The sequence below is a fragment of the Sphingomonas hankookensis genome (genome assembly GCF_028551275.1).
GTDB lineage: Bacteria > Pseudomonadota > Alphaproteobacteria > Sphingomonadales > Sphingomonadaceae > Sphingomonas > Sphingomonas hankookensis_A.
The window spans coordinates 498,611-515,837 of the sequence record NZ_CP117025.1 but is presented as its reverse complement, the minus strand read 5'-3'; the positions used below and the strand labels follow the sequence as shown (position 1 = coordinate 515,837).

Here is a 17,227-nt window from a genome sequence, read left to right as displayed (position 1 = left end):
TGCGCCAACACACGTTCCACGTGGAACCTATGGCCACATGCAACTTTGGCGTTTGCCCCCGACTACGCCACCGACCCAACCCGGTCGGCCCAGCGCTTTGTCTCCGATGCACAGCGCTTAGGGGTGCACGAGTCGCGCCGTCAATCGGCCCACAGGGTTTCAGCGGCGAGCGGTTCGGGGCGTGCGACGATCGCCTCGATCACCCACAAATCGGGATCGTTGCGGCGGCGACCCTGCCAATAGTCGGTCAGCGCGGCTTCACCCACAAGATCGGGTTTGCGCTGCACGATCCGGGCACGACCGTCGAGATCGCGTTCGCGCTCGAACAGGCGAGCGGTGCCGTCGCGATCCATCGCCAGCAGCAGCACGACGCCCGATTCGCGGTCCCCCCGCGCCAGCACCATGGCGGTCCCGCCGGCTGCCTCGACGGCGCGCGCGAAGGCGTTGACGCGCAGCGCCGTCGGCCAGTCGCTCATGGCTGGGCGTAGCCGGGCAGGGTGGCGAGCGGAATCCGGCTTTTCATGAAGGTTCCGGTGCCGCGTGCCGCTTCCTCGCCATCGGCATCGATCAGATGCGCATCGGCGATGAACACGCGACGCTTGCCGGATACCCAGCGCCCTTCGGCGATGACCTGGCCAGGGCCGAGCGGCCGCTGGAGCAGCAGGTTGAAGGCGGTGGTCAGCAGGAAGCGATCGGTCACGAGGCTGTTGGCGGCGTAGAAGGCGGCGTCGTCGAGCATCTTGAAATAGGTCGTGCCATGCGCCGCGCCGGCGGCATGGAAATGGCGTTCGTCGATGCTGAAATGGATGCGCGCCACCCCGGCGGAGACGATCTCCAGCCGGGAATCGAACAGCCGGTTGATCGGCGCCGCAGCATAGAGCGCCTCCAATGCCCGGAAATGCGCCGCTTCCCCGGCGGGCACATCAGGCTGCGTCACGCGCCTCGACACCCGATAGCAGCGCATAGAGCGCGTCGGCCGACCCGGCCCCGCGCAGCTTGGCCCGGAACGCCGCGTCGCGCAGCGCGCGCGACACCCGTGCCAAAGCCTTCAGATGGTCGCTGCCCGCATCCAGCGGCGAGAACAGCGCGAAGATCAGGTCGACCGGCAATTCGTCGACCGCGGCGAAATCGATCGGGCGATCCAGCCGCACGAAGATGCCGAAGACGCTGTCGGGACAGTCGATCCGGGCATGGGGAATGGCGATGCCGCCGCCGAACGCGGTGGTGCCCAGCTTCTCACGGTCGGCCATGCGGTCGGCGACCAGTTTCGGATCGACCCCCGCCGCGTCCTGCGCGACGGAGGCGATATGCGCGAACAATGCCTTGCGGGTGCCGGCGGACACGTCCGCCAGCACCGTTTCAGATGTCACGAGATCATGGAAATCGTACAAGTCAGGCCGCGCGATTGGGTTCGACCCAGCCGATCGTGCCGTCATGGCGGCGATAGACCATGTTGAACGATCCGGTGCCGCTGTTCTTGAACAGCAGCGCGTTGGTGTTGCGCAGGTCGAGCATCATCACCGCGTCGGACACGCTGGCGTCGGGCACATCGACCCGGGTCTCGGCGATGATGAGGGGCGCGTCGGCGACCTCTTCCTCTTCCTGCTCGCTACCACCGAACACGGTGTAGCCGGCATTGTCGAAGCCATTGTCGTACCCGCCGGCCTCGTTCATCGCCACGACCTGCGCGGCGTTGCGGTCCTTCAGGCGGCGGGTGTAGCGACGCAGCTGCTTTTCGATCTTGTCGGCGGCACCGACGAACGCGCCCTGCGCCTCCTGTCCGCTATTATGCCCCTTGAGGACGAGGCCCTGGGTGACGTGGCAGACGATGTCGCACACGAAGCCATTGTCGTGCGGACCCTTGCTGAACGTCGCGGTCGCCGAAATCGCGCGCTGGAAATATTTGTCGGCGATGCCCTGGAGTCGCTCCTGGACCATCTCCTTCAGCGCGTCCCCGGTGTCGACCTGGTGCCCCGAAACCCGGATGTCCATGTAATCCTCCGTCGTTGTGAAATCCTGTGAGCCGCTCAAAGCGGGTGGTGTCAACGCCTCAGGTCGGCGACTGGCCCCATAACGGGTCCTTCAATGTGCCGACGAACGCGGCGTGGACGGCGAGTTCGGCCGCGCTGGCCGAAAACTGGCGCGGCGGGCGGACGCGCGAGGGGGCAACGGTCTCCACCACTTCCGCGACGAGGGTCGGCGTGGCGTCGAGGCCGAAGCCGATCTGGCGACCGCCCATCAGCTCGACATAGACCTGCGCCAGCAGCTGCGCGTCGAGCAGCGCGCCGTGCAGCACGCGGCGACTGCGGTCGATGCCGAAGCGGACGCACAGCGCGTCGAGCGTATGCTTGGCGCCGGGATGGCGGCTGCGCGCGATGGCGAGGGTGTCGACCATGCGGCTCAGGCAGATCGCATCGCGCCCGCATGCGCCCAGTTCGCCGTTCAGGAAGCCGAAGTCGAAATTGGCATTGTGCGCGACCAGCGGGCTGTCGCCGATAAAGGCGAGCAGGTCGTCGATCGCGGTGTGGAACGCCGGCTTGTCGGCAAGGAACGCATCGGACAGGCCGTGGACCGCCTCCGCCTCTTTCGGCATCGATCGGCCGGGATTGAAATAGGCGTGAAAGGTGGCGCCGGTTTCGACCCGGTTGACCAGTTCGACACACCCGATTTCGACCAGTCGGTCGCCTTCCGAAAATTTGAAGCCGGTGGTTTCGGTATCGAACACGATTTCACGCATTCCCACCTTATCCGCCTTCGCGGAGCCCCATGCAAGCGACCAGCGCGGCGACCTGCGCCCGTTTCGCGGCGAGTGTCGTATCGGTGTAGATAAGATGTTGGGCACGAGCGCGCTTTTCGGCGTCGGGCATCTGGGTGGCGAGGATCGCTGCGAACGCCGACTCGGTCATGCCGGGGCGGGCGAGGACGCGGGCGCGCTGAACCTCGGGTGCGGCCGAGACGACCGCTACGGAATCGCAGCGCGAGTCGCCGCCGGTTTCGAAAAGGAGGGGGACGTCGAGCACGACCAGCGGGGCTTCGCGATGGGCGTCGAGGAAGCGTTGCCGCTCGGCTGCGACGGCCGGATGGACGATCGCTTCGAGGCGTCGGCGTGCGTCCGGATCGGCGAAAATCCGTTCGCGTAAGGTCGGGCGGTCGATGCCGGTCGGGCCGGTGGTGCCGGGGAAGGCGGCTTCGATCGCGGGCAGCAGCGCGCCGTCCGGGCCTTGCAGCGCATGGACGGTGGCGTCGGCATCGAACACCGGCACGCCCAAGTCGCGGAACATCTGCGCGACGGTCGACTTGCCCATGCCGATCGATCCGGTGAGGCCGAGGATGTGGGTCATGGGCGTCTCACTCGCGTATCCCCGCGCAGGCGGGGATCCAGGGCCAAGCAACGCGGCGGTTGCGCGTGGTACTCTGGACCCCCGCCTGCGCGAGGGTACGGTTCGATCGCGGATCGCTCACGCCAGCAACCGTTCCCGCAAGGCGTCGTCGCGGTCGCGCGGCGGGGCGACTCCGAAGAACAGTTCGAACGCCAGTGCCGCCTGCCCGACCAGCATTTCGAGGCCGTCGACGGTATCGAGCCCGCGCGCATGGGCCTGTGCCAGCAGCGGTGTCTCGATCGGGGCGTAGACCGCGTCATATACCACCGCATCTTCGGGCAGCGGTGCCAGGTCGATTTCCAGCGGGGGCTGACCGGTCATGCCGAGCGTGCTGGCATTCACCAGCAGCTTCGCCGCAGGCAGGGGAGCGGTGAGCGGCAAGGCGTCGCCCTTCAGGCCGAAGGTCGACAGCAACGCCGCTGCCTTCAGCGGATTGCGGTTCAGCAAGGTCACGCGTCCGACACCCAGCCGCGACAAGGCGAACAGGATCGCGCGCGCCGCGCCGCCCGCACCGATCACCGCGACCGGCTGTTTCGTCAGGTCGAGACCGGCGATCGGGGCGTGGAACCCCGCCGAATCGGTATTGGTGCCGATCCAGTCACCACCTTCGCCACGGAACACGGTATTGATCGCGCCGATCGAACCGCGCACGTCGCCGGGATCGGCGACATGGTCGAGCGCGGCCAGCTTGTGCGGCACGGTGACGTTGCACCCGCGCCAGTGCGGGTCGGTACGGCGGCTCTCGAAATAGGCTCGGAGATCGTCAGGTTTCACGTGGAACCTTCGATACTCGGCATCGAGTCCCAACTGGTCGAGCCAGAAGCCGTGGATCAGCGGCGATTTGGAGTGGGCGATCGGGTCGCCGATCACCTCCGCATAGGGTTTCATGCGGGCAATTTTCCCCGTTGGCGCAGATAGCGCGCGATTTCGAGCAAGGGCATGCCGAGGATCGTCCAATGGTCGCCATCGATCCGGTCGAACAGCTGCACACCCGGCCCCTCGATCCGAAAACAGCCGACACAGCCGGCGATCGCGGGCCATTCGGCATCGAGATAGGAGTCGATGAAGGCATCGGACAAGGGCCGGACAGTCAGCTTCGCATGGCCGATATGCCGCCACACCGGGCGGCCCCCTTCGACGAAGACCGCCGCGCTGAACAGGTCGTGGCGTCCGCCGGACAGGGCGCGGAGATGCGCGGTGGCATCGGCGCGGTCGACCGGCTTGTCGAGCACGGTGCCATCGGCCAGCGCGACGACCGAATCGCCACCCAGCACCATCGCCCCGCCGACGCGGGTGGCGGCGCGCATCGCCTTCATCTCCGCCAGCGCATCGGCGAGGTCGCGGGGTTTGAGGTTCTCGGCCGCCAATGCCGCCTTGGCCGCTTCCTCGTCCAGCCCGCTGGCCATCGCGTCATGGGGAATGCCGGCCGCGTCGAGCATCGCACGGCGGGTGGCGCTCATCGAGGCGAGGATGAAGCTCATGCGCGGGCCTCCAGCTTGCGGTCGTTGCACAGGGTGATGATCGCCGCCGCCGTTTCCTCGATCGAGCGGCGGGTAACGTCGATCACCGGCCAGCCATTGTCGGCGAACATCCGCCGGGCATAGGACAGTTCGCGTATCACGGCATCCTGTTCGACATAATCGGTGTCGGGCATCTGGTTGAGCGACAACAGCCGGTTGCGCCGGATCGCGATCAACCGGTCGGCGCTGGTGGTCAGCCCGACGACCAGCGGCTTTTTAAGCGTGAACAGGATCGGCGGCGGCGGGCTTTCGACCACGATCGGAATGTTCGCGGTCTTGAACCCGCGATTGGCGAGATAGATCGACGTCGGCGTCTTCGACGAACGCGACACGCCGGCCAGCACGATATCGGCCTCTTCCCAGTCCTCCGACGCGATGCCGTCGTCATGGGCGATGGTCCACTGGATCGCATCGACCCGGGCGAAATAGGCGGCGTCGAGGCTGTGCTGACGGCCCGGCCGCGCCTTGGCCTCCTGTCCCAGCAGGCTGGACAGCGCGTTGCTGACCGCATCCATCGGCGCGACGATCGGCAGGCCGAGTGCGGCGCAGCGCGCCTCCAGCATCCGCCGGATCGCCGGGTTGACCAGCGTATAGAGCACCAGCCCGGGATTGACGGTGATTTCGGCGAGGATGCGTTCGAGATGGGTTTCCGAACGGACCATCGGCCAGAAATGGCGCATCGTGTCGACATCGTCGAACTGCGCCAGCGCCGCCTTGGCGATATTCTCCAGCGTTTCGCCGGTGGAGTCGGACAGGAGGTGGAGGTGCAGTCGCATCGGCGCCTTTCTGCACAAGGCTGTGGATAAGTCGGGGGCAGGGGCTAGCGCAACTCGGCCGGTCCGCCAAGCTGTGGGAAAGCCCTGTTTCATGCCCAGATTATCCACAATCCCGACACAGGGAGCGATTCAGCCAACAGCCTGTGGATAGTGTGGATGGCTTCATTGGAATCGACGGATTCGAGCGACTCCCATAGGGTCAATCTGTTGGCATTTCGGGTAATCCACCATAAGCCCCGCTATCCACGCCCCAACTGCTTCCAACCACCCATTTAGATTCTACTTTATAGTAGAGAGAGCGACGACGCTGACCGGTCCTGTCCCCACGAAACCGCTTCTCCGCGTGCTTGCCGGCGAGAAGCTTGCCGTCCCGCCGATCTGGCTCATGCGACAGGCCGGACGCTATCTTCCGGAGTATCGTGCGCTCCGGGCGGAGAAGGGCGGCTTTCTCGCGCTGGCGACCGATCCGGAGGCGGCATCGGAGGTTACGCTGCAGCCGATCCGGCGGTTCGCGTTCGATGGCGCGATCCTGTTCTCCGACATCCTGATGATCCCGTGGGCGATGGGGCAGCACCTGACCTTCGGCCCCGGCGAAGGGCCGCGGCTGAACCCGCCGCTGCTCGACGGGCTGCTGGCGGGCATTCCCGGCCTGTCACAGGGCGGTTATCCCTTCCACCGGCTCGATCCGGTGTACGAGACGGTCCGGCGTACCGTGGCCCGTCTGCCGGCCGATGTGACGATGCTGGGGTTCGCCGGATCACCCTGGACCGTCGCGACCTATATGGTGGCGGGGCAGGGGTCGAAGGACCATGAAGCGAGCCGGAGCCTTGCCTATCGCGATCCGGCGACCTTTGCCGGTCTGCTGGAGGCGATTGCGGACCTGACCATCGATTATCTGGTGGGGCAGATCGATGCGGGGGTCGAAGCGGTCCAGTTGTTCGACAGCTGGGCCGGCAGCCTCAGCCCGGCGCAGTTCGACGACTGGGTGATCGGGTTTACCGCTCGGATCGTCGATGCGCTGCATCAGCGCCGGCCCGGTGTGCCGGTGATCGGTTTCCCCAAGGGCGCGGGCGGCAAGCTGCCCCGCTATGCCCGCGAGACCGGTATCGATGCGATCGGGCTGGACGAGACGGTCGACCCGGTGTGGGCCGATGCCGTCCTGCCGCCGGGAATGCCGGTGCAGGGCAATCTCGATCCACTGGCGCTGCTGGCTGGCGGAGAGGCGCTCGACGGTGCCATCATGCGCGTGCTGGACGCCTTTCCGGAACGCCCCCATGTCTTCAACCTCGGCCATGGGATCGGCCAACATACGCCGATCGCGCATGTCGAGGCGCTGTTGGCCCGGGTGCGCGGGGCATGAGCGGGTTTCTGGGCGGCGCCTATCTGTGGATGAAGGCGGCACATATCGTGTTCGTCATCTTCTGGATGGCCGGGCTGTTCATGCTGCCCCGCTATCTGGTCCATCATCAGGAGGGGCTGTCCGACCCGGCAGAGCCGCCGCGCTGGATCCGGCGCGAGGCGTTGCTCAAGCGGATGATCCTGACGCCGGCGATGGTCGTCGTGTGGGTGCTGGGGCTGTTGCTTGCGGCCAATGTCGGGTTGTTCGACGGCGGCGCCGGGCTGGGGTGGCTGCACGCCAAACTGCTCGTCGTCGTGCTGCTGAGCGGCTATCATGGCTGGGCGGTCGGCTATGCGAGGAAGCTGGCGGCGGGGCGGCCGACGCTGACGCCGAAACAATTGCGGCTGGCGAACGAACTGCCCGCGCTGGCGGCGATCGCGGCGGTCGTGCTGGCGGTGGTCAAACCGTTCTGAAGGGGGATGGGCGATGTGGATAGCGTTGGCGTTGATTCAGGCGGTATCAGCGCCGCTGCCGGCGGGGGTCGAGGATGATCTGACCTGCCTCGCTATTATCGCGGCAACCGCGAACAAGGCGCCTCCGCAGGAGCAAAGCGGCCTGCAAGGCGGATTTATGTACTTTATGGGTCGTATCGACCATGCTGCACCCGGGTTCGACTATCCAGCCCATCTTGTTCGATTGATCGACGACGCTGAAGGAAACACGAAGATACAGGCGGCCAGACCGCGCTGCGTAGCCAAGCTGCGTGAGATTAGCGGGTCGCTCGCGAAGTGGGGAGAACATCTTCAAAAGCGGAACCAGAAGTGATGCTGGCATGGCTGTTGGTCGCGGCGCAGGCGGCGACGCCCGCGGTCGAGAACGATCTGCGCTGCATCGCCAGCATTTCGCAATCGTTCGAAACCGAGCCGTCGAGCCAGCGGGCGATGCTGACTGCCGGGATGGTCTATTTCATCGGCCGGGTTGAAGGTGCTGCGCCTGCGACCGACATCGTGGCGTCGGTGCAGCGGATCCGGCGTGCGCCTGGAGCAAAGGCGGCACTCGACGCGGCGGCCTTGCCCTGTGCCCGGCAGATACTGGCGAAGACGACGCTGTTCGCGCAGCTCGATCCGGGCGTGACGAAGGTCGAACCGGCGCGCTGAACCACCGCACCTGCTTGACTTGACTGCGACCGCCACCTAGGTCGAGCGACAGTGGCGCCCGGTCCTCGGTGCGCCCGTCCCAGCCGCTTGCGTCCGCCCCGTTTGCCGACCTTGCCTCACCATCGCTGATCTGGACCACCCCCCGATGCATCTCAAAGACTTAAAGAAACACGCGCCCGCCGAACTGGTCTCGATGGCCGAGGAACTGGGCGTCGAAGGCGCATCGACGATGCGCAAGCAGGACCTCATGTTCGCGATTCTCAAGGCGCGTGCCGAGAATGGCGAGCAGATCATGGGCGTCGGCACGATCGAAGTGCTGCAGGACGGCTTCGGCTTCCTGCGCAGCCCGGAGGCGAATTACCTCGCCGGGCCGGACGATATCTATGTCTCGCCGAACCAGGTCCGCAAGCATGGCCTGCGCACCGGCGACACGGTCGAGGGCGAGGTTCGCGCGCCCAAGGACGGCGAGCGCTATTTCGCGCTCAGCAAGCTCGTATCGGTCAATTTCGACGATCCCGACGCGGTGCGTCACCGGGTCAATTTCGATAACCTGACGCCGCTGTACCCCGAACAGAAGCTGACGCTCGACCAGCTCGATCCGACGATCAAGGACAAGTCGGCGCGGGTGATCGACATCGTGTCCCCGCAGGGCAAGGGCCAGCGCACGCTGATCGTGGCGCCGCCGCGCGTCGGCAAGACCGTCATGCTGCAGAACATGGCGAAGGCGATCACCGACAATCACCCCGAAGTGTTCCTGATCGTCCTGCTGATCGACGAACGTCCGGAAGAAGTGACCGACATGCAGCGCAGCGTGAAGGGCGAGGTGATTTCCTCGACCTTCGACGAGCCGGCGCAGCGTCACGTCCAGGTCGCCGAAATGGTGATCGAGAAGGCCAAGCGGCTGGTCGAGCACAAGAAGGACGTGGTGATCCTGCTCGATTCGATCACCCGTCTGGGTCGCGCCTACAACACGGTCGTGCCGTCGTCGGGCAAGGTGCTGACCGGCGGTGTCGACGCGAACGCACTCCAGCGGCCGAAGCGCTTCTTCGGTGCGGCGCGTAATATCGAAGAGGGTGGTTCGCTGTCGATCATCGCCACCGCGCTGATCGATACCGGCAGCCGCATGGACGAAGTCATCTTCGAAGAGTTCAAGGGCACCGGCAACTCGGAAATCGTCCTCGACCGCAAGGTGGCCGACAAGCGCATCTTCCCGGCGCTGGATGTGGGCAAGTCGGGTACGCGCAAGGAAGAACTGCTGGTCGACAAGACCAAGCTCAGCAAGATGTGGGTCCTGCGCCGCATCCTGATGCAGATGGGCACCGTCGATGCGATGGAGTTCCTGCTCGACAAGATGAAGAATTCGAAGACCAACGAAGACTTCTTCGACAGCATGAATCAGTAATCGAGCGCGCCCGGCGACATGCTGTCGCAGGAGACGCGACGATCCGGCCGGCGGGGCAACGCCCCGACCGACGACGCGGGCTTCGCCCGCGTCCGGCAACAACGAACCGCCCGTCTTTTCCACAGGGAAAGGCGGGCGTTGTCGTATGCACGGTGGGGCACGCCTGTGGACAGAGACCCCAGCCTTCGCTGGGGTGACGTGGTACGGCGGGGGCGTCCCCAACCCTTATCGCCATCCACAGCTTTTCCCCCTATCGTGCCCCAAACCAACCGGGGAACCGCCCATGAAGATCAACGTCGAAGTCGATTGCACGCCGGAGGAAGCGCGTCGCGCGATGGGCCTGCCCGACTTCACGCCGGTCCATGAACGCTATGTCGCGATGCTGACCGAAACGATGGAGAAGGGGGCCAGCCCCGAACTGCTCGACCAGATGATGAAGAGCTGGGCACCGATGGGCGAGGCGGGCATGACCTTCTGGCGCAAAATGTTCGAGACGGCGGGTCGTGGCGGCTGACACCATCTTCGCGGTGTCGAGCGGGCGTCCGCCCGCCGCCATCGCCGTGCTGCGGATTTCGGGGGGCGGGGCGCTGGATGCGGCGACGCTGCTGGCAGGCCGCTTGCCGCCGCTGCGTCGGGCGGCGGTCAGGGCATTGCGCGACCCTGTGGATAAGCTGTTGCTCGACCGGGCACTGGTGCTGGTGTTTCCGGGGCCGGCGACCGCCACGGGTGAGGATCTGGTCGAACTGCACCTGCATGGCGGTCGCGCGGTGGTGGCGAGCGTCGAGCGGGCGCTGGCGGCGATGCCGGGACTGCGCGCTGCCGAGCCGGGTGAGTTCACGCGGCGGGCGCTGGCGCATGGCCGGATCGACCTGACCGAGGCGGAGGGGCTGGGCGACCTGTTGTCGGCCGAAACCGAGGCGCAGCGGCAGATGGCGCTGGCGAACAGCGACGGCCGGCTGCGGCGGGCGGTGGCGGACTGGACCGCGACGGCGACCCAATTGTCGGCGGTGGTCGAGGCGGTGCTCGATCACGCCGACGAAGACGATGTCGATGCAGCGGACGAGGTGCTGGCCGATCTGCGTGGGCGGGCAGGCGTCTTGGCCGACACGATCGGGGTGGCGCTGGCGGCGCCCCCGGTCGAACGGCTCCGCGATGGCATCCGCGTGGTGCTGGCGGGGCCGCCCAACGCTGGCAAGTCGACCCTGCTCAACGCACTGGTCGGGCGCGAGGCGGCGATCGTGTCGCCGGTGGCGGGCACGACGCGTGATGTCATCGAAATTCCGGTAACGCGCGAGGGGATGGCGTGGCTGTTCCTCGATACCGCCGGGCTGCGTAACGACAGCGACGATCCGATCGAGCGGATCGGCATCGACCGTGCGACCGGGTCGATCGCGGCGGCGGATATCGTGCTGTGGCTGGGGGACGACGCGCCGCCGGCCGCAGCGCGGGTGATCTCGCTCTACCCGCGATCGGACGTCCGCGATCCGCTGGGGGCGGACGGTCGCATTGCGGTATCGGCGGCGACCGGAGCCGGGATCGATACGGTCTGGGGCGCCCTTGGTCGCGAAGCCGCCTCGCTGCTGCCGAAGGTGGACGAGCTGGCGTTGAACCGGCGGCAGGCGCATCATGCGGGTGTCGCACAAGCTGCGCTCCAACGTGCTGCAATGCAGGACGACCCGCTGTTGTTGGCGGAGGAATTGCGCTATGCTGTACAGGCATTCGCGGCATTGACCGGGATGCGCGCGACCGAGGCGGTTCTCGACGATCTGTTCGGTCGCTTCTGTATCGGCAAATAATGTTCCACGTGGAACCTAGAACAGCATGACCTATGATGTAGTAATCGTCGGCGGCGGCCATGCCGGCACCGAAGCCGCCGCAGCCGCGGCGCGACGGGGTGCGACGACGCTGTTGATCGATTTCGATCCCGGCAAGATCGGTGCGATGTCGTGCAATCCGGCGATCGGCGGGCTGGGCAAGGGCCATATCGTTCGCGAGATCGATGCGCTCGATGGGCTCATGGGCCGCGCGGCGGATGCGGCGGCGATCCATCACCGGATGCTCAACCGGTCGAAGGGCTCGGCGGTGCAGGGGCCGCGGGTGCAGGCCGACCGCGTGCGGTATGCTGCGGCGGTTAGGTCGCTGCTGGCGCATCCGAAGCTGACGGTGCTTGGCGGCGATACCGTTGCGCTGAAGAGCAGCGGCGGTCGGGTAACGGGAGTCGAGCTGGCTGATGGCAGCCGGATCGCTGCGCGGACCGTGGTACTGGCCACCGGCACCTTCCTCGGCGGGACGATGTTCCGGGGCGAGGAGCGGTCGGTCGGCGGACGGGTCGGGGAGCGAGCGGCAACCCGATTGGGTCAGCAGCTGCGCGAGCTGTCGCTGCCGATCGCGCGGTTGAAGACCGGCACGCCGCCCCGGCTCGATGGGCGGACGATCGACTGGGCGGCGCTACCCGAACAGCCTTCGGACGCGGATGTGTGGACCATGTCGCCGCTGTCCGATCCTGCGCAACGGTTACCGCAGCTCGCCTGCGCGATCGCACGGACGACGGCCGAGACGCACGACATTATCCGAGCCGGGCTCGACCGGTCGCCGCTGTTCAGCGGATCGATCGAGGGGCGGGGGCCGCGCTATTGTCCGTCGATCGAGGACAAGGTGCATCGCTTCGGCGACCGCGACGGGCACCAGATTTTCCTCGAACCCGAAGGGCTCGACACCCATCTGGTCTATCCCAACGGTGTGTCGACCTCGCTGCCGACCGATGTGCAGCTGGCGATGCTGCGCAGCGTGGCGGGGCTCGAGCGGGTCGAGATCGTCACGCCGGGCTATGCCGTCGAGTATGACTATATCGATCCCCGCGCATTGTCGGCGACGCTGGCGCTGCGGGCGCTCGGCGGGCTGTATTTCGCCGGGCAGATCAACGGCACGACCGGCTATGAGGAAGCAGGCGGGCAGGGGCTGGTCGCCGGTGCCAACGCGGCGGGTGAGGCACTGGGTCTCGACCCGCTGATCCTGCCGCGCGAGTCGAGCTATATCGGGGTGATGATCGATGACCTTGTGCTGCAGGGCGTGTCCGAGCCTTACCGGATGATGACGGCGCGCGCCGAATATCGCCTGCGGTTGCGGTCGGACAATGCCGCGACGCGGTTGGGGGCGATCGGTGCGCAGGCCGGCCTGTTGTCGGCCGAGCGGATCGTGTTCAACACGGAGCGCGAAGAGCGACGCGCCAGCCTGGCGGCTGCGCTGTCGACGCGCCACGGCGCCAATATGCTGGCGGCGAAAGGGGCGCCGGTTACCGGGACCGATACCCGCAGCGGCGGCGAATGGTTGCTGGTGCCCGGCGTGACGCCGCAACATCTGGGCATTGATGTGCAGGACGAGGTGCTGGGCGAACTGATCGAGGATGCGCGCTACGCTCCCTATCTCGAGCGGCAGGCGGCCGAGCTGGCCGCGGCGCGCGTGGATCATGTCGTGCTACCCGCCGACTTCGCCTATGGCGCGGTCCCGGGGCTGTCGAACGAGATGGTGGAGCGATTGACCTCGGCTGCGCCGGAAACGCTCGCGGCTGCCGGTCGCATACAGGGGGTGACGCCGGCGGCGCTGGTGGCGATCCTACTGCATTATCGTGGCGGGAAGCTGGCGGCATGACCGAGCAGGACGCGCGCGACTGGCTCGAAACCCGCTTCGGGGTCGAACGTACGGCGTTGCTGGCAAGATTCGCGGATCGGATCGTTGCGGAAACCGCCCATCAAAATCTGATCGCGGCGTCGACGATCGACCATATCTGGGAACGGCATCTGTTGGACTCGGCTCAGCTGGTGCCGCTGGCCGACGCAGCGAACGAAGGCGCCTGGATCGATATCGGATCGGGCGCAGGCTTTCCCGGGATCGTCGCCGCCATCCTGACCGATCGCCCTGTCGTGCTGGTCGAACCGCGCGCGCGACGCGCCACGTTGCTGCGCGTTATGGCGGCCGATCTGGGACTGACCAATGTCGTCGTCCATCAGGCCAAGATCGAGAAGTTGCCCGCCGACTGCCCGGCGGCGATCATCACCGCGCGTGCGGTCGCGCGACTGGCCGCGTTATTTGCGATCGGCCATCGGCATAGCGACGCCGATACGATATGGGTGTTGCCGAAGGGACGTTCCACCACCGAGGAGCTGGCCGAAGCGAAGGCCGACTGGCGCGGAATGTTTCACGTGGAACATAGCATTACCGATCCGACATCGTCGATCGTGGTCGCCAGGGGAGTGCGCCAAGCATGATTTGCATTGCCATCGCGAACCAGAAGGGGGGCGTCGGCAAGACCACCACGGCGATCAACGTCGGTACGGCGCTGGCCGCCACCGGGTTGAACGTGCTGATCCTCGACCTCGATCCGCAGGGTAATGCGTCGACCGGACTCGGCATCGGTCGCAACGATCGCGAATATTCGACCTACGACCTGCTGGTCGGCGACCTGATGCTGAACGAAGCGGCGGTCGAAACCAAGGTGCCGCGCCTGTCGATCGTGCCGGCGACGGTCGACTTGTCGGGGGCGGAGATCGAGCTGATCGAGTTCGAGGCGCGCACCCATCGGCTCGACCGGGTCGTCGAGGCGAGCGGGGGGCGATGGGACGTGATCCTGATCGACTGCCCGCCATCGCTCGGGCTGCTGACCATTAACGCGATGGTAGCGAGCCATGCGCTGTTGGTGCCGCTCCAGTGCGAGTTCTTCGCGCTGGAGGGCCTGAGCCAGCTGCTGAGCACCGTCGAGCGGATTCGCGGGCGGTTCAATCCGGGGCTGTCGATCCTGGGCGTGGTGTTGACGATGTACGACCGGCGCAACCGGCTGACCGACCAGGTGTCGGACGATGTGCGCGCGGTGTTGGGGAAAGTAGTGTTCGATACGGTGATTCCGCGCAATGTCCGCCTGTCCGAGGCGCCCAGTCATGGCGTGCCGGCGCTGATCTACGATTATCGCTGTGCAGGGTCGGAAGCCTATATCGCGCTTGCCCGTGAAGTGATCGCACGGCTACCGAGCCTGGCGGAGGCGGCATGAGCGAGCAGGCGACACCGCGCCGTCCGCGCATGGGGGGCCTCGGTCGGGGGCTGAGTTCATTGCTGGGCGACCCCGAAGGCGAGGTTTCGACCGCGCGCGGATCGACCCCGCCCAGCGGCGTGCGACAACTGCCGGTAACCGCGCTGTCGCCGCTGCCGGGCCAGCCGCGGCGATTCTTCGACGAATCGGCGCTGGACGAGCTGGCGGAATCGATCTCGGCGCGCGGGGTGATCCAGCCGATCGTCGTGCGGCCGCATGGCAAGGGATATCAAATCGTCGCCGGCGAACGGCGCTGGCGGGCGGCACAGCGGGCGCGGCTGCACGAGGTACCGGTGGTCGTCCGCGACTTCACCGATGCCGAGACGATGGAAATCGCGCTGGTCGAAAATATCCAGCGACGCGACCTGACCGCGATCGAGGAGGCCGAAGGCTATCGCCGGCTGATCGACGAGTTCGGTCATACCCAGGAGGCGCTCGCCAATCTGGTCGCCAAGTCGCGCAGCCATGTCACCAATTTGCTGCGGCTGCTCGAATTGCCCAAGCCGATCCAGGACATGGTCGGCGACCAGCGGCTGAGCATGGGTCACGCCCGCGCGCTGATACACGTCCCCGGTGCCGAGACGATCGCCGAGAAGGTGGTCGCGAAGGGGCTGTCGGTACGCGATGTCGAGCGGATGGCGCGGCAGGCGCGCGAGCCCGAGGCCAAGCGGACCCGCACCCCACGCGATCCGGCGGCAGGTGCCAGCCAGGACGGCGCGAGCGACGCCGATCTGCGCGCACTCGAACGGCAGCTGGGCGACGTTCTCGGGCTGAAGGTCCAGATCAGCCATGGCGACAAGGGCGGATCGATCGCGATCGGCTATTCGACGCTCGGACAATTGGACATGGTTTGCCAAAGGTTAAGCGGCGAGCGCATCTGATACGCAAAATTTACAGGTAGGCGAGCAGGTTATGGACATGAACATGCCGATTCGCCCGCCGCTGTCCGGCGCTGCCAGCACCGGAACCGACGAACGTGCGCCGACCATCGGGGTACTGCTCGACATATCGGGCGCGTCGAGCCGGCTGCTGCTGGACATGCACGCCCTGTCCGCCTTCGCGGCGCAGCAGGGACCGGACGTCGAACCGGCCGGACAGGTCGGGTCGCTGGTCAAATTGCAGATCGGCAAGATCTGGGTAGTGGCCGGCATCCGCTCGACCCGGCTGGCGGATGACGGATCGAACCTGATCGCCGATGTCGACCTAATGGGGGAGGGCTATGAGCCCGCACCCGGGCAGGGGATGCGCGGTTTTCGCCGCGGCGTGACGCGCTATCCGCTGCCCGGATCGCCGGTCTATCCGGTCCCGCGCGACGTGCTGCGGCAAATCTATGCGACGCAGGATCGCCCCCATATCACCGTCGGCACGGTGCACATGACGCGCGACCTGCCGGCGGCGCTGTATGTCGACCCACTGCTCGGCAAGCATTTCGCGCTTGTCGGGTCGACCGGCACGGGCAAGTCGACCACCGCTGCGCTGATCCTGCACCGGATCTGCGATTACAGCCCGCACGGTCATATCGTCGTGATCGACCCGCATGGCGAATATGGGAAGGCATTCGCCGACAAGGGTGAATTGCTCGACGTATCCAATTTGCAGCTGCCCTATTGGCTGCTCAATTTTCACGAACATTGCGATATCCTGCTGACGTCGGAAGGATCCGCGCGGCAGATCGAAGCCGATATTCTCGCACGCTGCATCCTTGCGGCGAAGGCCAAGAGCCGCGCGGCACAGGATATTCCGCGCCTGACCGTCGATGCCCCGATTCCCTATCTGTTGTCCGACCTGACCGCGATCCTGCAGGCGGAAATGACGCGGATGGACCGGGGGAGCGACAACGCACCCTATCTGCGGTTGAAGGCGCGGCTGGAGGAAATTCGCTCCGACCCGCGCTATGCCTTCATGTTTTCCGGCATGCTGGTCGCGGACACGATGGCGGCGTTCCTGAAGCGCGTGTTCCGATTGCCTGCGCAGGGCAAGCCGATCTCGATCGTCGACGTATCGGCGGTGCCGTCCGAAATCACCTCGGTCGTCGTCGCCGTCCTGTCGCGGCTGGTGTTCGATTTCGCGATCTGGTCGCGGGGTGAGACGAGCAAGCCGGTGCTGCTGGTGTGCGAGGAGGCGCATCGCTACGTCCCCAACGAGCGGGCCGGATCGGGATCGTCGGCGGCGGGTATCCTCAGCCGGATCGCCAAGGAAGGCCGCAAATATGGCGTGTCGCTGGGCCTCATCACCCAGCGTCCGTCCGATCTGGCCGAGGGCGTGCTGTCGCAATGCGGCACGATCCTGACCATGCGGCTCAATAATGAACGCGATCAGGCATTCGTCCGTGCTGCGATGCCCGAAGATGCGCGCGGCTTGCTCGACGCGATTCCGGCGCTGCGCAATCGTGAGTGCATCATCGTCGGCGAAGGAGTCACGACGCCGATCCGGCTGTCGTTCGACCTGCTCGAACCGGCGCTGTGCCCCGCGTCCGCGTCGCCGTCCTTTATCGAGATGTGGCAGCAGGAAGGGGGCGAGGACGCATTGGTCGACCGTACCATCCGCCGCTGGCGAACCCAGGGTCGGTAATC

At 66.3% G+C, this 17,227-nt stretch carries 21 protein-coding genes; 12 read left to right on the top strand and 9 right to left on the bottom strand.

Going from position 1 to position 17,227, the window contains the following annotated elements; genetic code table 11:
* Positions 1-140: 140 nt before the first annotated feature.
* The 9 genes from PPZ50_RS02590 to PPZ50_RS02550 form a co-directional block, all read right to left on the bottom strand.
* Complete coding sequence (locus PPZ50_RS02590; protein WP_066692630.1) at positions 141-476, bottom strand: DUF1491 family protein; 336 nt, start codon at positions 474-476, stop codon at positions 141-143.
* The gene (locus tag PPZ50_RS02585) at positions 473-964 is read right to left on the bottom strand and encodes a PaaI family thioesterase (RefSeq protein ID WP_066692629.1); all 492 of its coding nucleotides are present in this window, start codon (positions 962-964) and stop codon (positions 473-475) included. The genes PPZ50_RS02590 and PPZ50_RS02585 overlap by 4 nt, the downstream gene beginning before the upstream one ends.
* Positions 924-1,391 (bottom strand): PTS sugar transporter subunit IIA, encoded by a 468-nt coding sequence (locus tag PPZ50_RS02580; protein WP_066692627.1) that lies wholly within the window; start codon positions 1,389-1,391, stop codon positions 924-926. Before PPZ50_RS02580 ends, PPZ50_RS02585 begins: the two co-directional genes overlap by 41 nt.
* Position 1,392: 1 nt before the next feature.
* Complete coding sequence (gene hpf, locus PPZ50_RS02575) at positions 1,393-1,992, bottom strand: ribosome hibernation-promoting factor, HPF/YfiA family (RefSeq protein ID WP_066692624.1); 600 nt, start codon at positions 1,990-1,992, stop codon at positions 1,393-1,395.
* 58 nt (positions 1,993-2,050) lie between these two features.
* On the bottom strand, positions 2,051-2,737 hold the full coding sequence (dnaQ, locus tag PPZ50_RS02570) for a DNA polymerase III subunit epsilon (RefSeq protein ID WP_066692621.1): 687 nt from the start codon (positions 2,735-2,737) through the stop codon (positions 2,051-2,053).
* A gap of 7 nt (positions 2,738-2,744) precedes the next feature.
* Positions 2,745-3,341 (bottom strand): dephospho-CoA kinase, encoded by a 597-nt coding sequence (gene coaE / locus PPZ50_RS02565; protein WP_066692616.1) that lies wholly within the window; start codon positions 3,339-3,341, stop codon positions 2,745-2,747.
* A gap of 117 nt (positions 3,342-3,458) precedes the next feature.
* Positions 3,459-4,268 carry a shikimate dehydrogenase family protein gene (locus tag PPZ50_RS02560; protein ID WP_066692610.1) on the bottom strand — a complete coding sequence of 270 codons (810 nt, stop codon included), beginning with the start codon at positions 4,266-4,268 and terminating at the stop codon, positions 3,459-3,461.
* Positions 4,265-4,861, bottom strand: a complete 597-nt coding sequence (locus PPZ50_RS02555) for a Maf family protein (protein WP_084401709.1) — start codon at positions 4,859-4,861, stop codon at positions 4,265-4,267. The genes PPZ50_RS02560 and PPZ50_RS02555 overlap by 4 nt, the downstream gene beginning before the upstream one ends.
* The gene (locus PPZ50_RS02550) at positions 4,858-5,676 is read right to left on the bottom strand and encodes a pyruvate, water dikinase regulatory protein (protein WP_066692608.1); all 819 of its coding nucleotides are present in this window, start codon (positions 5,674-5,676) and stop codon (positions 4,858-4,860) included. The genes PPZ50_RS02555 and PPZ50_RS02550 overlap by 4 nt, the downstream gene beginning before the upstream one ends.
* Positions 5,677-6,061: 385 nt before the next feature.
* Here PPZ50_RS02550 and hemE point away from each other — a divergent pair, with 385 nt between their 5' ends.
* The 12 genes from hemE to PPZ50_RS02490 all read left to right on the top strand — a co-directional run bounded on the left by hemE (position 6,062) and on the right by PPZ50_RS02490 (position 17,225).
* Positions 6,062-7,036 (top strand): uroporphyrinogen decarboxylase, encoded by a 975-nt coding sequence (hemE, locus tag PPZ50_RS02545; RefSeq protein WP_232308030.1) that lies wholly within the window; start codon positions 6,062-6,064, stop codon positions 7,034-7,036.
* Positions 7,033-7,488: a CopD family protein gene (locus tag PPZ50_RS02540; RefSeq protein ID WP_066692600.1), complete on the top strand. Its 456-nt coding sequence runs from the start codon at positions 7,033-7,035 to the stop codon at positions 7,486-7,488. Before hemE ends, PPZ50_RS02540 begins: the two co-directional genes overlap by 4 nt.
* A 13-nt stretch (positions 7,489-7,501) precedes the next feature.
* Entirely contained in the window at positions 7,502-7,840 is a 339-nt protein-coding gene (locus PPZ50_RS02535) for a hypothetical protein (protein ID WP_066692598.1), read from the top strand.
* On the top strand, positions 7,840-8,172 hold the full coding sequence (locus PPZ50_RS02530) for a hypothetical protein (protein ID WP_066692597.1): 333 nt from the start codon (positions 7,840-7,842) through the stop codon (positions 8,170-8,172). Before PPZ50_RS02535 ends, PPZ50_RS02530 begins: the two co-directional genes overlap by 1 nt.
* 145 nt (positions 8,173-8,317) lie before the next feature.
* Complete coding sequence (gene rho, locus PPZ50_RS02525; protein WP_066692595.1) at positions 8,318-9,574, top strand: transcription termination factor Rho; 1,257 nt, start codon at positions 8,318-8,320, stop codon at positions 9,572-9,574.
* 283 nt (positions 9,575-9,857) lie between these two features.
* Positions 9,858-10,088, top strand: a complete 231-nt coding sequence (locus PPZ50_RS02520) for a DUF6489 family protein (RefSeq protein ID WP_066692592.1) — start codon at positions 9,858-9,860, stop codon at positions 10,086-10,088.
* Positions 10,078-11,370 carry a tRNA uridine-5-carboxymethylaminomethyl(34) synthesis GTPase MnmE gene (gene mnmE / locus PPZ50_RS02515; RefSeq protein ID WP_066692589.1) on the top strand — a complete coding sequence of 431 codons (1,293 nt, stop codon included), beginning with the start codon at positions 10,078-10,080 and terminating at the stop codon, positions 11,368-11,370. Before PPZ50_RS02520 ends, mnmE begins: the two co-directional genes overlap by 11 nt.
* Before the next feature lie 25 nt (positions 11,371-11,395).
* Positions 11,396-13,222 (top strand): tRNA uridine-5-carboxymethylaminomethyl(34) synthesis enzyme MnmG, encoded by a 1,827-nt coding sequence (gene mnmG, locus PPZ50_RS02510; protein WP_066692585.1) that lies wholly within the window; start codon positions 11,396-11,398, stop codon positions 13,220-13,222.
* On the top strand, positions 13,219-13,839 hold the full coding sequence (gene rsmG, locus PPZ50_RS02505; protein ID WP_066692579.1) for a 16S rRNA (guanine(527)-N(7))-methyltransferase RsmG: 621 nt from the start codon (positions 13,219-13,221) through the stop codon (positions 13,837-13,839). The genes mnmG and rsmG overlap by 4 nt, the downstream gene beginning before the upstream one ends.
* Positions 13,836-14,615 (top strand): ParA family protein, encoded by a 780-nt coding sequence (locus tag PPZ50_RS02500; protein WP_066692572.1) that lies wholly within the window; start codon positions 13,836-13,838, stop codon positions 14,613-14,615. The genes rsmG and PPZ50_RS02500 overlap by 4 nt, the downstream gene beginning before the upstream one ends.
* Positions 14,612-15,535, top strand: a complete 924-nt coding sequence (locus tag PPZ50_RS02495; protein WP_066692570.1) for a ParB/RepB/Spo0J family partition protein — start codon at positions 14,612-14,614, stop codon at positions 15,533-15,535. The genes PPZ50_RS02500 and PPZ50_RS02495 overlap by 4 nt, the downstream gene beginning before the upstream one ends.
* 43 nt (positions 15,536-15,578) lie before the next feature.
* A complete protein-coding gene (locus tag PPZ50_RS02490) occupies positions 15,579-17,225 on the top strand; it encodes an ATP-binding protein (protein WP_066692835.1) in 1,647 nt (548 codons plus the stop codon).
* The last annotated feature ends 2 nt before the right edge of the window (positions 17,226-17,227 follow it).

Excerpts from the sequence above, each read along its gene's own strand:
- PPZ50_RS02495 (WP_066692570.1), top strand. The coding sequence starts at position 14,612 with ATGAGCGAGCAGGCGACACCGCGCCGTCCGCGCATGGGGGGCCTCGGT.
- PPZ50_RS02520 (WP_066692592.1), top strand. The coding sequence starts at position 9,858 with ATGAAGATCAACGTCGAAGTCGATTGCACGCCGGAGGAAGCGCGTCGC.
- PPZ50_RS02535 (WP_066692598.1), top strand. The coding sequence starts at position 7,502 with ATGTGGATAGCGTTGGCGTTGATTCAGGCGGTATCAGCGCCGCTGCCG.
- hpf (WP_066692624.1), bottom strand. The coding sequence starts at position 1,992 with ATGGACATCCGGGTTTCGGGGCACCAGGTCGACACCGGGGACGCGCTG.
- PPZ50_RS02500 (WP_066692572.1), top strand. The coding sequence starts at position 13,836 with ATGATTTGCATTGCCATCGCGAACCAGAAGGGGGGCGTCGGCAAGACC.
- PPZ50_RS02555 (WP_084401709.1), bottom strand. The coding sequence starts at position 4,861 with ATGAGCTTCATCCTCGCCTCGATGAGCGCCACCCGCCGTGCGATGCTC.
- PPZ50_RS02585 (WP_066692629.1), bottom strand. The coding sequence starts at position 964 with ATGCGCTGCTATCGGGTGTCGAGGCGCGTGACGCAGCCTGATGTGCCC.
- PPZ50_RS02530 (WP_066692597.1), top strand. The coding sequence starts at position 7,840 with ATGCTGGCATGGCTGTTGGTCGCGGCGCAGGCGGCGACGCCCGCGGTC.
- coaE (WP_066692616.1), bottom strand. The coding sequence starts at position 3,341 with ATGACCCACATCCTCGGCCTCACCGGATCGATCGGCATGGGCAAGTCG.
- rsmG (WP_066692579.1), top strand. The coding sequence starts at position 13,219 with ATGACCGAGCAGGACGCGCGCGACTGGCTCGAAACCCGCTTCGGGGTC.
- PPZ50_RS02590 (WP_066692630.1), bottom strand. The coding sequence starts at position 476 with ATGAGCGACTGGCCGACGGCGCTGCGCGTCAACGCCTTCGCGCGCGCC.
- dnaQ (WP_066692621.1), bottom strand. The coding sequence starts at position 2,737 with ATGCGTGAAATCGTGTTCGATACCGAAACCACCGGCTTCAAATTTTCG.
- PPZ50_RS02490 (WP_066692835.1), top strand. The coding sequence starts at position 15,579 with ATGCCGATTCGCCCGCCGCTGTCCGGCGCTGCCAGCACCGGAACCGAC.
- mnmG (WP_066692585.1), top strand. The coding sequence starts at position 11,396 with ATGACCTATGATGTAGTAATCGTCGGCGGCGGCCATGCCGGCACCGAA.
- PPZ50_RS02540 (WP_066692600.1), top strand. The coding sequence starts at position 7,033 with ATGAGCGGGTTTCTGGGCGGCGCCTATCTGTGGATGAAGGCGGCACAT.
- rho (WP_066692595.1), top strand. The coding sequence starts at position 8,318 with ATGCATCTCAAAGACTTAAAGAAACACGCGCCCGCCGAACTGGTCTCG.
- PPZ50_RS02550 (WP_066692608.1), bottom strand. The coding sequence starts at position 5,676 with ATGCGACTGCACCTCCACCTCCTGTCCGACTCCACCGGCGAAACGCTG.
- hemE (WP_232308030.1), top strand. The coding sequence starts at position 6,062 with ATGCGACAGGCCGGACGCTATCTTCCGGAGTATCGTGCGCTCCGGGCG.
- PPZ50_RS02560 (WP_066692610.1), bottom strand. The coding sequence starts at position 4,268 with ATGAAACCCTATGCGGAGGTGATCGGCGACCCGATCGCCCACTCCAAA.